Here is a 13,951-nt window from a genome sequence, read left to right as displayed (position 1 = left end):
TCCCTGGGGTTGCAGCGGCTGCTGGCTGATCATTGGCGGACGGCGGGGGCTGCACCTCGCGCCGTCCGTGGAACAGTTTACGGGTCACGCTTCGGCCACGGTCCCCCTGTCTCGCCACTCGGGAGTGCTGTGACCTGCGGCACGGGCATTCTGCCCAATCCTGAGCTGCGTTGGCCAGAGGCGCCACGCCCCGATCGGCCGGGTTTCACGAAGGCGCAGGGCGACTGAAACATCAGCCGAGGCGCCCGGCCACCAGGTCCCACACGGTTTCGGCCAGGGCTTCCTTGGGTCCGTACGGCACCGCGGTCTCGCTGCCGTCGGTGCCCAGCACGACGGCTTCGTTCTCCTCGGAACCGAAGGTCTTGCGCTCCCCGACCTCGTTCACCACCAGCAGATCACAGCCCTTGCGCTTCAGCTTGGCGCGGCCGTTGGCGAGGACGTCGTCCGTCTCGGCGGCGAAGCCGACGATCACCTGCCCGGGGCGGACCCGGTCGGTGGAGATCTCCGCGAGGATGTCCGGATTACGCACCAGGGCGATCGGCTCCGGTTCCTGGTCGTCCTTCTTCTTGATCTTCCCGGCCGCGTACGTCACCGGACGGAAGTCCGCCACCGCCGCCGCCATGACCACGGCGTCGGCGTCGGCGGCGGCTCGCAGCACCGCCTCGCGCAGGTGCGCGGCCGTGCCGACGGGGACGACGTCCACCCCGGCCGGGTCCGGCAGGGTGCTGTTGGCCGCGATCAGCGTGACACGGGCGCCGCGGGCGGCCGCGGTGCGGGCGAGGGCGTAGCCCTGCTTGCCGGAGGAGCGGTTGCCCAGGAACCGGACCGGGTCCAGGGGCTCGCGGGTGCCGCCCGCGCTGACCACGACATGCCGGCCCTTGAGGTCCGGCTCCCGCACGCCCCGGGCCAGCACCCGGCGGCACACCTCGAAGATCTCACCGGGGTCGGGCAGCCGGCCCTTGCCGGTGTCGACGCCGGTGAGACGGCCCACGGCCGGCTCGATGACCACGGCGCCGCGGCGGCGCAGCGTCGCCACGTTCTCCTGGGTGGCCGGGTGCTCCCACATCTCCGTGTGCATGGCGGGGGCGAAGACGACCGGGCAGCGGGCGGTGAGCAGGGTGTTGGTGAGCAGGTCGTCGGCCAGGCCGTGGGCGGCCTTGGCGAGCATGTCGGCGGTGGCGGGGGCGACGACGACCAGGTCGGCATGCTGTCCGATGCGGACGTGCGGGACCTCGTGGACGTCGTCCCAGACCTCGGTGGAGACCGGGTGCCCGGAGAGCGCGGACCAGGTGGCGGCACCGACGAAGTGCAGCGCGGAGGCCGTGGGCACCACGCGCACGTCATGGCCCGACTCCGTCAGCCGCCGCAGCAGCTCACAGGCCTTGTACGCGGCGATGCCGCCACTGACCCCCAGAACGACCTTCGGCTTGTCCACCGTTTCTCCCCGGACCTCGGCAACCGGCACACCGTACGACTCCATGACACACCACAGGCCCGGCAGTCGACCTGCCGGGCCTGTGGAAAAGTCAGCGTCAAGCTGGAAATACTACTTACTGCGCCGGGCCCTCGACGGCCTCGGACGTGAGCAGCCCCGCGTTGATCTCGCGGAGGGCGATCGAGAGCGGCTTCTCGTGGACGTGGGTGTCGACGAGGGGACCGACGTACTCGAGGAGGCCCTCGCCGAGCTGCGAGTAGTACGCGTTGATCTGGCGGGCCCGCTTGGCCGCGTAGATCACGAGGCTGTACTTCGAGTCGGTGGCCTCGAGGAGCTCGTCGATCGGCGGGTTGATGATGCCCTCGGGCGCGGAGATGGAAGAGGACACGCTCTACCTTCCGATGGGTGGGAAAGGATCTGTCGGGGTGATCAGCGAGGATCGGGACGATCAGCGATGGTCACACGACGTTCGTCAAGGCTAGCAGCTCGCGAGCCACGTCCTCGACGGCGGTGTTGACCAGGGTGGTGTCGAACTCCGGCTCGGCGGCGAGTTCGATCTTCGCCGCCTCGAGCCGGCGCTCGATCACCTCGGGCGGTTCGGTACCCCGCCCGGTCAGTCTGCGCACCAGCTCCTCCCAGGAGGGAGGAGCCAGGAACACCAGCTGGGCCTCGGGCATCGACTCCCGGACCAGACGGGCACCCTGCAGGTCGATCTCCAGGAGGACCGGCTCACCGGCCTCCAGGCGCTCCTGCACGGCCGCACGCGGCGTGCCGTAGCGGTTGCCGGCGAATTCGGCCCACTCCAGCAGTTCGCCGTTGGCGATCAGCTTGTCCATCTCGTCGTCGGTGACGAAGAAGTAGTGGACGCCATGCTTCTCGCCGGGGCGGGGCTTGCGGGTCGTCGCCGACACCGAGAGCCAGACCTCGGGGTGTTCCTTGCGCATATGAGCGACGACCGTGCTCTTGCCGACCCCCGAGGGGCCGGAGAGCACGGTCAGCCGCGGACGTTCAGTCATGCAGCGATTATTCCAGTTGAACCGGAGTGGTCCGGACTCAGCTGCCGGTGCTGCCGAACTCGCGCTCCAGGGAGGCGATCTGGTTGGAGCCGAGACCACGCACACGACGGCTCTCGGAGATGCCGAGTCGCTCCATGATCTGCTTGGCGCGGACCTTGCCCACGCCCGGCAGGGACTCAAGGAGAGCGGAGACCTTCATCTTGCCGATGACGTCGTTCTCCTGGCCCTGCTTGATGACCTCGTGAAGGGAGGCGCCGGAGTGCTTGAGTCGATTCTTGACCTCGGCCCGCTCCCGGCGAGCCGCGGCGGCCTTTTCGAGCGCGGCTGCGCGCTGTTCAGGGGTAAGGGGCGGAAGAGCCACGCCTACGTCACCTCGGATGTCGAACTGTCGGATACGGACCGGTGAGGAACCTAGTCGCCCCACACCTGGGGAGCCACGAGCAACACGCTTGCCCGTTGACTCTCGTCGGAGACTAGCGGGCAAGTCCGCCAGAGTCAGCGAGAACAGCGGAAAAGTCCTGGTCAGCCTTCATCTGAACAGACATTTAGGACATACTGCCCCGGATTTGAGGATGTATTCAGACTCAAGCCCGTCCCCGGCCACTCATCGGAGGACTCACAGGAAGGTCGAGAAGTGGTCAGGCGGAGGTCACAGCGTGACGGATCTCCTCCGCGAAGCGCTCCGCGGCGTCACGCAGAGCGACCGCGTCAGGACCGTGGCGTAGCACTCCCCGGCTGACGTTCGGCACGACATTGCCCACCGCCGCCCCGAAGACCGCCGGAAGATCGGCCGGCGTGGCCCCCTGGGCGCCGATGCCGGGCGCGAGGAGCGGGCCGTTGATGTCCAGGTCGTACGACGACAGGTCACCGAGGGTGGCGCCGACGACCGCGCCGAAGGACCCCAGGGGCTCCTCCCCCGCGTTCTCGGCGGCCAGGTGCGCGAGCATCGTCGCTCCGACGTTCCGGCCGTCGGACCGTACGGCGTGCTGGACCTCGCCGCCCTCCGGATTGGAGGTCAGCGCCAGCACGAACAGCCCGGCGCCGCTCTCCCGGGCCAGTGCCACGGCCGGGCTGAGCGAGCCGTAGCCGAGGTAGGGCGAGACGGTCAGCGCGTCGGAGAACAGCGGTGCGTCCTTGTGCAGGAACGACTCGGCGTACGCGGCCATGGTCGAGCCGATGTCGCCTCGCTTGGCGTCCGTCACGACCAGGGCGCCCGCCGCCCGGGCCTCGGCCACCGACGCCTCAAGGACGGCCAGTCCGCGCGAGCCGAACCGCTCGAAGAACGCGCTCTGCGGCTTGAGCACGGCGACCCGGTCGGCCAGCGCCTCGACGACCGTGCGGCTGAACCGCTCCAGGCCGGCCACGTCGTCGTTCAGGCCCCACTCGGCGAGCAGGGAGGCGTGCGGGTCGATGCCGACGCAGAGCGGGCCGCGCTCGTCCATGGCCCGGCGCAGGCGCGCGCCGAAGGGTTCGAGACCACTCATGCCGTCTTCCTCACGTCGGCGCCCACCGCGTCGGCGAGCGTGGCGTACGGGCTGGTGCGCAGGCGCGCGGCGAGCCCCTTGTGGATCGCGCGGCCCCAGAAGGGCCCCTCGTAGATGAAGGCGCTGTAGCCCTGGACCAGCGTGGCACCGGCCAGGATGCGCTGCCAGGCGTCCTCGGCGTTCTCGACGCCGCCCACGCCCACCAGGGTGATCCGGTCCCCCACGCGCGCGTAGAGGCGGCGCAGGACCTCCAGGGAGCGTTCCTTCAGTGGCGCCCCGGACAGGCCGCCGGTCTCCTTGACCAGGGAGGGGTCGGACTTCAGGCCGAGTCCTTCGCGCGCGATGGTGGTGTTGGTGGCGATGATGCCGTCCAGGCCCAGCTCCACGGCGAGGTCGGCGACCGCGTCGATGTCCTCGTCGGCGAGGTCCGGCGCGATCTTGACCAGGAGCGGGACACGCCGCGCCGGCACCGCGCCGTCGGCGGCCTCGCGGACGGCGCTCAGCAGGGGGCGCAGCGCCTCCGTGGCCTGCAGATTACGCAGACCGGGCGTGTTCGGGGAGGAGACGTTGACCACGAGGTAGTCGGCGTAGGGCGCGAGCCGCTCGGCGGACTTCACGTAGTCCGCGACGGCCTCCTCCTCGGGTACGACCTTGGTCTTGCCGATGTTGACGCCGACGACGGTCCTGAAGACCGGCGTACGGGAGGCCAGGCGGGCGGCGACACGGAGCGAGCCGTCGTTGTTGAAGCCCATGCGGTTGATCAGCGCCCGGTCCTTGACCAGCCGGAACAGCCGCTGCTTGGGGTTGCCGGACTGCGGCTCGCCGGTCACCGTGCCGATCTCGACGTGGTCGAAGCCGAGCATCGCCATGCCGTCGATGCCCACGGCGTTCTTGTCGAAGCCCGCGGCGAGCCCGAAGGGGCCGTGCATGCGGAGCCCGAAGGCCTCGGTGCGCAGCTCCTTGTGGCGGGGCGCGAGGGCGGCCGCGAGGAAGGTGCGCAGCACGGGCACGCGGGCGGCCAGGCGGATCCAGCGGAAGGCGAGGTGGTGCGCCTGCTCCGGGTCCAGCCGCTTGAAGACGAGACGGAAGAAGATCTTGTACATGATGTCCTCACGAAGACGTGGCGTCCTCACGAAGAGGGGGACACCGTTTCCGGTGTCCCCCTCGGGGCTGCTAGTCGCGGGCCGCGGTCAGATGTTCCGCGTGTTCCTGGAGCGACCGGACGCTCACGTCGCCGCGGTTGAGGGCGTCGATGCCCTGGACCGCCGCCGCGAGCGCCTGGACCGTCGTCAGGCAGGGCACGGACCGTGCCACGGCCGCCGTACGGATGTCGTAGCCGTCGAGGCGGCCGCCCGTGCCGTACGGGGTGTTGACGATGAGGTCGACCTCGCCGTCGTGGATGAGCTGGACGATGGTCTTCTCGCCGTTCGGGCCGGTGCCCTCGGACTGCTTGCGCACGACGGTGGCGTTGATGCCGTTGCGCTTGAGCACTTCGGCCGTGCCGGACGTGGCCATCAGCTCGAAGCCGTGGGCGACCAGCTCGCGCGCGGGGAAGATCATCGAGCGCTTGTCGCGGTTGGCGACCGAGATGAAGGCGCGGCCCTTGGTGGGCAGCGGGCCGTAGGCGCCCGCCTGCGACTTGGCGTACGCCGTGCCGAAGACGGAGTCGATGCCCATGACCTCGCCGGTGGAGCGCATCTCCGGGCCGAGGACCGTGTCGACGCCGCGGCCGTGGATGTCGCGGAAGCGCGACCACGGCATGACGGCCTCCTTGACGGAGATCGGCGCGTCGAGCGGGAGTTCGCCGCCGTCACCGGTGGCCGGGAGCAGGCCCTCGGCGCGCAGCTCGGCGATCGTGGCGCCCAGCGAGATCCGGGCGGCGGCCTTGGCCAGCGGCACCGCCGTCGCCTTCGAGGTGAAGGGGACGGTCCGGGAGGCGCGCGGGTTGGCCTCCAGGACGTAGAGGATGTCGCCCGCCAGTGCGAACTGGATGTTGATCAGGCCGCGGACGCCGACGCCCTTCGCGATGCCCTCCGTGGAGGCCCGCAGGCGCTTGACGTCGAAGCCGCCGAGCGTGATCGGGGGCAGGGCGCACGCCGAGTCGCCGGAGTGGATGCCGGCCTCCTCGATGTGCTCCATGACGCCACCGAGGTAGAGCTCCTGGCCGTCGTAGAGCGCGTCGACGTCGATCTCGATCGCGTCGTCGAGGAACCGGTCGACCAGGACCGGGCGCGACGGGCTGATCTCGGTCGACTCGGCGATGTACGCCTCCAGGCGCGTCTCGTCGTAGACGATCTCCATGCCGCGCCCGCCCAGGACGTACGACGGACGGACCAGGACCGGGTAGCCGATCTCGTCGGCGATGGACTTGGCCTCGGCGAAGGTGGTGGCGGTTCCGTGCTTGGGGGCCGGGAGGCCGGCCTCCTGGAGGACCCGTCCGAAGGCGCCCCGGTCCTCGGCGGCGTGGATGGCCTCCGGGGAGGTGCCGACGATGGGCACGCCGTTGTCCTTGAGCGCCTGCGACAGGCCCAGCGGGGTCTGGCCGCCGAGCTGGACGACGACACCCGCGACGGGTCCGGCCTGCTGCTCGGCGTGCACGATCTCCAGCACGTCTTCCAGCGTCAGCGGCTCGAAGTACAGGCGGTCGGAGGTGTCGTAGTCCGTGGAGACGGTCTCCGGGTTGCAGTTGACCATCACCGTCTCGTAGCCCGCGTCGCTCAGCGCGAAGGAGGCGTGGACACAGGAGTAGTCGAACTCGATGCCCTGGCCGATGCGGTTCGGGCCGGAGCCCAGGATGATGACGGCCGGCTTCTCGCGGGGCGCGACCTCGGTCTCCTCGTCGTAGGAGGAGTAGAAGTACGGCGTCTTCGCGGCGAACTCGGCGGCGCAGGTGTCGACCGTCTTGTAGACCGGGCGGATGCCCAGCGCGTGCCGGACCTCACGGACGACGTCCTCGCGCAGGCCGCGGATCTCGCCGATCTGCGTGTCGGAGAAGCCGTGCCGCTTGGCCTCGGCGAGCAGCTCGGTGGTCAGCTCGGGCGCCTCGGCCAGCTCGTCCGCGATCTCCTTGATGAGGAAGAGCTGGTCGACGAACCACGGGTCGATCTTCGTGTACTCGAAGACCTCCTCGGGCGTGGCGCCCGCGCGGATGGCCTGCATGACGGTGTTGATACGGCCGTCAGTGGGGCGGACGGCCTCTTCCAGGAGGAGAGCCTTGTCGCCGGGCTCGCCGACGAAGGTGAACTGGCTGCCCTTCTTCTCCAGCGAGCGCAGGGCCTTCTGGAAGGCCTCGGTGAAGTTGCGGCCGATGGCCATGGCCTCGCCGACCGACTTCATGGTGGTGGTGAGGGTGGCGTCCGCGCTCGGGAATTTCTCGAAGGCGAAGCGCGGGGCCTTCACGACCACGTAGTCGAGCGTGGGCTCGAAGGAGGCCGGGGTCTCCTGCGTGATGTCGTTCGGGATCTCGTCGAGCGTGTAGCCGACGGCGAGCTTGGCGGCGATCTTGGCGATCGGGAAGCCGGTCGCCTTGGAGGCGAGCGCCGAGGAGCGCGACACACGCGGGTTCATCTCGATGACGATGACCCGGCCGTCCTCGGGGTTCACCGCGAACTGGATGTTGCAGCCGCCGGTGTCGACGCCGACCTCGCGGATCACGGCGATGCCGATGTCCCGGAGGGTCTGGTACTCGCGGTCGGTAAGGGTCATCGCCGGCGCGACCGTGATCGAGTCGCCGGTGTGCACGCCCATGGGGTCGAAGTTCTCGATGGAGCAGACGACCACGACGTTGTCGTGCTTGTCGCGCATCAGCTCCAGCTCGTACTCCTTCCAGCCGAGGATGGACTCCTCCAGGAGCACCTCGGTGGTCGGCGAGAGCGTGAGGCCCTGCCCGGCGATGCGGCGCAGCTCCTCCTCGTCGTGGGCGAAGCCGGAGCCGGCGCCGCCCATGGTGAAGGAGGGGCGGACGACGACCGGGTAGCCGCCGAGCTGCTCGACGCCCTTGAGGACGTCGTCCATGGAGTGGCAGATGTAGGACCGGGCGGACTCGCCGTGGCCGATCTTCGCGCGGACGGCCTCGACGACCTCCTTGAAGAGGTCGCGGTCCTCGCCCTTGTTGATCGCCTCGACGTTGGCGCCGATGAGCTCGACGCCGTACTTGTCGAGCGTCCCCGCCTCGTGCAGCGAGATGGCCGTGTTGAGGGCCGTCTGACCGCCCAGGGTGGGCAGCAGGGCGTCGGGGCGCTCCTTGGCGATGATCTTCTCGACGAACTCGGGCGTGATCGGCTCGACGTACGTGGCGTCGGCGATCTCCGGGTCGGTCATGATCGTCGCCGGGTTGGAGTTCACCAGGACGACCCGCAGGCCCTCGGCGCGAAGGATGCGGCACGCCTGGGTGCCGGAGTAGTCGAACTCGGCGGCCTGGCCGATGACGATCGGGCCGGAGCCGATGACCAGGACGGACTGGATATCGGTGCGCTTAGGCACGCTGGCCCTCCATCAGGGATACGAAGCGGTCGAACAGGTAGGCGGCGTCGTGCGGGCCGGCTGCCGCTTCGGGGTGGTACTGGACGCTGAAGGCGGGGCGGTCGAGGAGCCGCAGCCCCTCCACCACGTTGTCGTTCAGGCAGACGTGCGACACCTCGGCGCGGCCGAACGGGGTCTCGGAGACCTTCTCGAGCGGTGCGTCGACGGCGAAGCCGTGGTTGTGCGCGGTGACCTCGACCTTGCCGGTCGTGCGGTCCTGCACCGGCTGGTTGATACCGCGGTGCCCGTACTTCAGCTTGAAGGTGCCGAAGCCGAGCGCGCGGCCCAGGATCTGGTTGCCGAAGCAGATGCCGAAGAGCGGGGTGCCGCGCTCCAGGACGCCCCGCATGACGGCGACGGGGTGGTCGGCGGTGGCCGGGTCGCCCGGGCCGTTGGAGAAGAACACGCCGTCCGGGTCGACCGCGTAGACGTCATCGACGGTCGCGGTGGCCGGGAGCACGTGCACCTCGATGCCGCGCTCGGCCATGCGGTGCGGGGTCATGCCCTTGATGCCGAGGTCGACGGCGGCGACGGTGAACTTCTTCTCGCCGATCGCCGGGACGACGTACGGCTCGGTGGTGGCGACCTCGGCGGAGAGGTTCGCGCCCTTCATCTGGGGGGCTTCCTTCACGCGGGCCAGCAGCGCGCCGTCCTCCCGGACCGCCTCGCCGCTGAAGATGCCGACGCGCATGGCGCCGCGCTCGCGCAGGTGACGCGTGAGGGCGCGGGTGTCGATGCCGGAGATGCCGACGACGCCCTGCGCCGCGAGCTCCTCGTCCAGCGAGCGCCGGGAGCGCCAGTTGGACGGCACGCGCGCGGGGTCGCGCACGACGTACCCGGAGACCCAGATCTTCTTCGACTCGGGGTCCTCGTCGTTCACGCCGGTGTTGCCGACGTGCGGGGCGGTCATCACCACGACCTGGCGGTGGTACGAGGGGTCGGTGAGGGTCTCCTGGTAGCCGGTCATGCCGGTGGAGAACACCGCTTCGCCGAAGGTCTCCCCCACGGCCCCGTAGGCACGGCCGCGGAAGATCCGGCCGTCCTCCAGGACGAGTACGGCGGGAGTCCTGGCAGCTCCCCTGGTGGAGGTGGTCATCGTTCGACGCCTTCCCTGGTGTTCGTTTCGATCATGGAGTTGAGGGCTTCGACCCACTCGTTGTGCTCGGCCGCGTGGTCGGAGCGGAACCCGGAGTCGATCAGCCGGTCGCCGTGCTCCCAGGTGACGATCAGCAGGCCGCCCTCGGTGAGGACCTTGCCGGCGATGCCCTTGTCGAGCCGGGCCTCACGGAGCCGCGCGGCCGGGACGAAGAAGTCGCTCGCCCCGGGGCGTACGACGTCGAGGCCGGCGTCCGTGAGGGTGAGCTCGGCACGGCTGCGGGTGCCCAGGCCCTGGGCCACGATGCGATCGAGCCACTGACCGGCGGTGGTGGAGCCGTGGTAGCGGCCGCTCATGCTCAGCTTCTCGGGGCCCGGGTCGTCCGGGGCGGCGGGCAGCTCGGGCAGGTCGCCCTGGAGGGTGCCGCGCCACTTCCAGCCCTCGCGCATCAGCCAGTAGACGAGCGCGACGAACAGGGCGAGGCCGACGACCCAGCCGATACGGGCGGCCCAGTCGGTCACTTGCGCCGATTCCTTCTCGGCGGCCAGCAGGAATACAGGTGTCACGTGAGCTTCCCGTCGACGAGCGTGGCCTTGCCCCGCAGCCACGTGTGCGTCACACGGCCCGGCAGCTCACGCCCCTCGTAGGGGGTGTTGCGGCTGCGCGAGGCGAAGCCCGCGGGTTCCACGAGCCCACGGTATGCCGTGTCGACCAGGGTGAGGTTGGCGGGCTCACCTGCCGAGACGGGTCGTCCGTGGCCCGTGGCCTGTCCGATCCGCGCGGGCTTGACGGACATCCGGTCGGCGACGCCGGCCCAGTCCAGCAGACCCGTGTCGACCATGGTCTCCTGCACCACTGACAGCGCGGTCTCCAGGCCGACCATGCCCATGGCGGCCGCGGCCCACTCGCAGTCCTTGTCCTCGTGCGGGTGCGGGGCGTGGTCGGTGGCGACGATGTCGATCGTGCCGTCGGCGAGTGCCTCGCGCAGGGCCATGACGTCGCGCTCGGTGCGCAGCGGCGGGTTGACCTTGTAGACCGGGTTGTAGGTGCGCACCAGCTCATCCGTGAGGAGGAGGTGGTGCGGGGTGACCTCGGCGGTGACGGCGATGCCGCGGGACTTGGCCCAGCGGACGATCTCGACGGAGCCGGCGGTCGACAGGTGACAGATGTGGACGCGGGAGCCGACGTGGTCGGCGAGCAGGACATCCCGGGCGATGATCGATTCTTCGGCCACCGCGGGCCAGCCCCCGAGCCCCAGCTCGGCGGAGACGATCCCCTCGTTCATCTCGGCGCCCTCGGTCAGCCGCGGCTCCTGCGCGTGCTGCGCGACGACACCGCCGAAGGCCTTCACGTACTCCAGGGCGCGGCGCATGATCACGGCGTCGTGGACGCACTTGCCATCGTCGGAGAAGACGGTGACACCGGCGGCCGACTCGTGCATGGCGCCCAGCTCGGCGAGCTTCCTGCCCTCCAGGCCGACGGTGACGGCGCCGATGGGCTGGACGTCGCAGTAGCCGTGCTCCTTGCCGAGCCGCCAGACCTGCTCGACGACACCTGCGGTGTCGGCGACCGGGAAGGTGTTGGCCATGGCGAACACGGTGGTGTAGCCGCCGCTGGCCGCCGCCCGGGTACCGGTCAGGACGGTCTCGGAGTCCTCACGGCCGGGCTCGCGCAGATGGGTGTGCAGATCGACCAGGCCCGGCAGCAGCACCTTGCCGTCGGCCTCGACGACCTCGGCCCCTTCGGCCGACAGGCCGCCGCCGACCTCGGCGATCGTCCCGCCGTCGATCAGCACGTCCTGCGGCTCGCCGCCCAGCACCTTCGCACCACGGATCAGGATCTTGCTCATCTGTCTTACTTCTCCTCGGTACGGGACTGGGTGACGGCGGGTTCGTTGCCACCGAGCAGCAGGTACAGGACGGCCATCCGGATGGACACTCCGTTTGCGACCTGCTCGACGACGGTGCAGCGGTCGGAGTCGGCGACCTCGGCGGTGATCTCCATACCGCGGACCATCGGGCCGGGGTGCATCACGACGGCGTGCTCGGGCATCCGCGCCATGCGGTCGCCGTCGAGGCCGTAGCGCCGGGAGTACTCGCGCTCGGTCGGGAAGAACGCGGCGTTCATGCGCTCGCGCTGGACGCGCAGCATCATCACCGCGTCGGACTTGGGCAGTGTGCTGTCGAGGTCGTACGACACCTCGCAGGGCCAGGTCTCGATGCCGACGGGCACCAGCGTCGGCGGGGCGACGAGGGTGACCTCGGCGCCCAGGGTGTGCAGCAGGTCGACGTTGGAGCGGGCGACCCGGCTGTGCAGGACGTCGCCGACGATGGTGATGCGCCGGCCGGCGAGGTCCCGCCCGATCCCGGCGTCCGGGCCGACCAGGCGGCGGCGCATGGTGAAGGCGTCCAGCAGGGCCTGTGTGGGGTGCTGATGGGTGCCGTCGCCCGCGTTGACGACGGCCGCGTCGATCCAGCCGGAGTTGGCCAGCCGGTACGGGGCTCCGGAGGCACCGTGCCGGATGACCACGGCGTCGACGCCCATGGCCTCCAGGGTCTGGGCGGTGTCCTTCAGGGACTCGCCCTTGGAGACGCTGGAGCCCTTGGCGGAGAAGTTGATGACGTCCGCGGACAGCCGCTTCTCGGCGGCCTCGAAGGAGATCCGGGTCCGGGTGGAGTCCTCGAAGAAGAGGTTGACGATCGTGCGGCCGCGCAGGGTCGGCAGCTTCTTGATCGGCCGGTCGGCGACCCGGGCCATCTCCTCGGCGGTGTCGAGGATCAGGACGGCGTCGTCGCGGGTGAGGTCGGCGGCCGAGATGAGATGACGCTGCATCTGTCAGGCTCCGTAAGGCAGTTCAGGAGAATTCGGGCAGACGGGTGCGCTCAGGGCGCACTGAGCCGGCGTACGACAGCGGCGTACGCCTGAGGCGCTACTGGGAGGTCTGCTTGGCACCGAGCAGCACGGTGTCGCGACCGTCCTCCTCGGCGAGCTGGACCTTGACCGTCTCCCGCAACGACGTGGGGAGGTTCTTGCCGACGTAGTCGGCGCGGATGGGCAGTTCGCGGTGACCGCGGTCGACGAGGACGGCGAGCTGCACCGCGCGCGGGCGCCCGATGTCGTTCAGCGCGTCGAGGGCGGCCCGGATGGTGCGGCCGGAGAAGAGCACGTCGTCGACGAGCACGACCAGCTTGCCGTCGATGCCGTCACCGGGGATCTCCGTGCGGGCCAGCGCACGCGGTGGGTGCATGCGCAGGTCGTCGCGGTACATGGTGATGTCGAGCGAGCCGCACGGAACCTTGCGCTCGGTGATCTGCTCGAGCTTGTCGGCGAGCCGCCGGGCGAGGAAGACGCCCCGGGTCGGAATGCCGAGGAGCACCACGTCGTCGGCGCCCTTGGCGCGTTCGACGATCTCGTGGGCGATGCGGGTCAGCACCCGCGCGATGTCGGGCCCTTCGAGAACGGGCCGGGCATCGGACTGCGTGTCGTGCGTGTCCATACGAAACGGACCTCCTTCTCCGCCTCACGGGACGGACCTTAAAGGACGTCGGGATTGCGCCATACACGGTAGCAGGTCCCCGCGATCATCCCGATGGCCCCCTCGGATCACCCGTTCGGCCTAACAGAGTGCCGATACCACGGAAGAGTCGGTGCGGACCATTCGGCTTGACGCGGCAGAGTAACGCTGCGTAACCTCACAGTGAGTTACCAGCCGCGCGGTCCGGCAACACAGCTGACCGCGTCGACACAGTGCCGGGGAGCTATATGTCCAGCGAATACGCCAAACAGCTCGGGGCCAAGCTCCGGGCGATCCGCACCCAGCAGGGCCTTTCCCTCCACGGTGTCGAGGAGAAGTCCCAGGGACGGTGGAAGGCGGTCGTGGTCGGTTCGTACGAGCGCGGCGACCGCGCCGTGACCGTGCAGCGCCTCGCCGAGCTGGCGGACTTCTACGGCGTCCCGGTGCAGGAGCTGCTCCCGGGCACCACCCCGGGCGGCGCCGCCGAGCCGCCGCCGAAGCTGGTCCTGGACCTGGAGCGGCTGGCCACGGTGCCGGCCGAGAAGGCAGGCCCCCTGCAGCGCTACGCGGCCACGATCCAGTCGCAGCGCGGCGACTACAACGGCAAGGTGCTCTCGATCCGCCAGGACGACCTGCGCACACTCGCCGTCATCTACGACCAGTCGCCTTCGGTCCTCACCGAGCAGCTGATCAGCTGGGGCGTCCTGGACGCGGACGCGCGCCGCGCGGTCGCCTCCCACGAGGAGGCCTGAGCCCTCAGGGGCCAGCGCAGAAACGTGCCGCCGGGGTGGCCGGAACCATATGGTTCCGGTTCCCCCGGATGGGTTTTTTGGGGGTGGCAGGGCCACGTGCTGGGGGGGAGGGGAGGGGGGGTGGGGGAAAGTT

Annotated in this window: 13 protein-coding genes; 1 reads left to right on the top strand and 12 read right to left on the bottom strand. The window is 70.0% G+C overall.

Features of this window, described 5'->3' with window-relative positions:
• Window positions 1-232: 232 nt before the first annotated feature.
• The 12 genes from coaBC to pyrR form a co-directional block, all read right to left on the bottom strand.
• Window positions 233-1,435: a bifunctional phosphopantothenoylcysteine decarboxylase/phosphopantothenate--cysteine ligase CoaBC gene (gene coaBC, locus AC07DF_RS36705; RefSeq protein WP_478981093.1), complete on the bottom strand. Its 1,203-nt coding sequence runs from the start codon at window positions 1,433-1,435 to the stop codon at window positions 233-235.
• A gap of 115 nt (window positions 1,436-1,550) precedes the next feature.
• A complete protein-coding gene (gene rpoZ, locus AC07DF_RS36700; protein WP_003988945.1) occupies window positions 1,551-1,823 on the bottom strand; it encodes a DNA-directed RNA polymerase subunit omega in 273 nt (90 codons plus the stop codon).
• Window positions 1,824-1,893: 70 nt separating this feature from the next.
• Window positions 1,894-2,451: a guanylate kinase gene (gmk, locus tag AC07DF_RS36695; RefSeq protein WP_382497575.1), complete on the bottom strand. Its 558-nt coding sequence runs from the start codon at window positions 2,449-2,451 to the stop codon at window positions 1,894-1,896.
• Between the two features lie 37 nt (window positions 2,452-2,488).
• The gene (locus tag AC07DF_RS36690; protein WP_003977346.1) at window positions 2,489-2,812 is read right to left on the bottom strand and encodes an integration host factor; all 324 of its coding nucleotides are present in this window, start codon (window positions 2,810-2,812) and stop codon (window positions 2,489-2,491) included.
• A gap of 277 nt (window positions 2,813-3,089) precedes the next feature.
• Window positions 3,090-3,935, bottom strand: coding sequence for an orotidine-5'-phosphate decarboxylase (pyrF, locus tag AC07DF_RS36685; RefSeq protein WP_478981090.1), 846 nt, complete (start codon window positions 3,933-3,935; stop codon window positions 3,090-3,092).
• Complete coding sequence (locus AC07DF_RS36680; RefSeq protein WP_478981088.1) at window positions 3,932-5,038, bottom strand: quinone-dependent dihydroorotate dehydrogenase; 1,107 nt, start codon at window positions 5,036-5,038, stop codon at window positions 3,932-3,934. Before AC07DF_RS36680 ends, pyrF begins: the two co-directional genes overlap by 4 nt.
• Before the next feature lie 70 nt (window positions 5,039-5,108).
• A complete protein-coding gene (gene carB / locus AC07DF_RS36675; RefSeq protein ID WP_478981086.1) occupies window positions 5,109-8,417 on the bottom strand; it encodes a carbamoyl-phosphate synthase large subunit in 3,309 nt (1,102 codons plus the stop codon).
• Window positions 8,410-9,552, bottom strand: a complete 1,143-nt coding sequence (gene carA, locus AC07DF_RS36670) for a glutamine-hydrolyzing carbamoyl-phosphate synthase small subunit (protein ID WP_478981084.1) — start codon at window positions 9,550-9,552, stop codon at window positions 8,410-8,412. Before carA ends, carB begins: the two co-directional genes overlap by 8 nt.
• Window positions 9,549-10,118, bottom strand: a complete 570-nt coding sequence (locus AC07DF_RS36665; RefSeq protein ID WP_478981082.1) for a PH-like domain-containing protein — start codon at window positions 10,116-10,118, stop codon at window positions 9,549-9,551. Before AC07DF_RS36665 ends, carA begins: the two co-directional genes overlap by 4 nt.
• Window positions 10,115-11,401: a dihydroorotase gene (locus AC07DF_RS36660; RefSeq protein WP_478981080.1), complete on the bottom strand. Its 1,287-nt coding sequence runs from the start codon at window positions 11,399-11,401 to the stop codon at window positions 10,115-10,117. Before AC07DF_RS36660 ends, AC07DF_RS36665 begins: the two co-directional genes overlap by 4 nt.
• A 5-nt stretch (window positions 11,402-11,406) precedes the next feature.
• Window positions 11,407-12,384, bottom strand: a complete 978-nt coding sequence (locus AC07DF_RS36655; protein WP_478981078.1) for an aspartate carbamoyltransferase catalytic subunit — start codon at window positions 12,382-12,384, stop codon at window positions 11,407-11,409.
• A gap of 97 nt (window positions 12,385-12,481) precedes the next feature.
• A complete protein-coding gene (gene pyrR, locus AC07DF_RS36650) occupies window positions 12,482-13,048 on the bottom strand; it encodes a bifunctional pyr operon transcriptional regulator/uracil phosphoribosyltransferase PyrR (protein ID WP_184597184.1) in 567 nt (188 codons plus the stop codon).
• A 266-nt stretch (window positions 13,049-13,314) separates the two neighbouring features.
• On the opposite strand from pyrR, the gene bldD reads away from it, so the two are divergent.
• On the top strand, window positions 13,315-13,818 hold the full coding sequence (gene bldD / locus AC07DF_RS36645; protein ID WP_018570201.1) for a transcriptional regulator BldD: 504 nt from the start codon (window positions 13,315-13,317) through the stop codon (window positions 13,816-13,818).
• Window positions 13,819-13,951: the final 133 nt, after the last annotated feature.

This window comes from Streptomyces sp. NPDC044719 (genome assembly GCF_056433405.1).
Note: the sequence above shows the minus strand (reverse complement) of the source record. Positions and strands in the feature narration are given on the sequence as shown.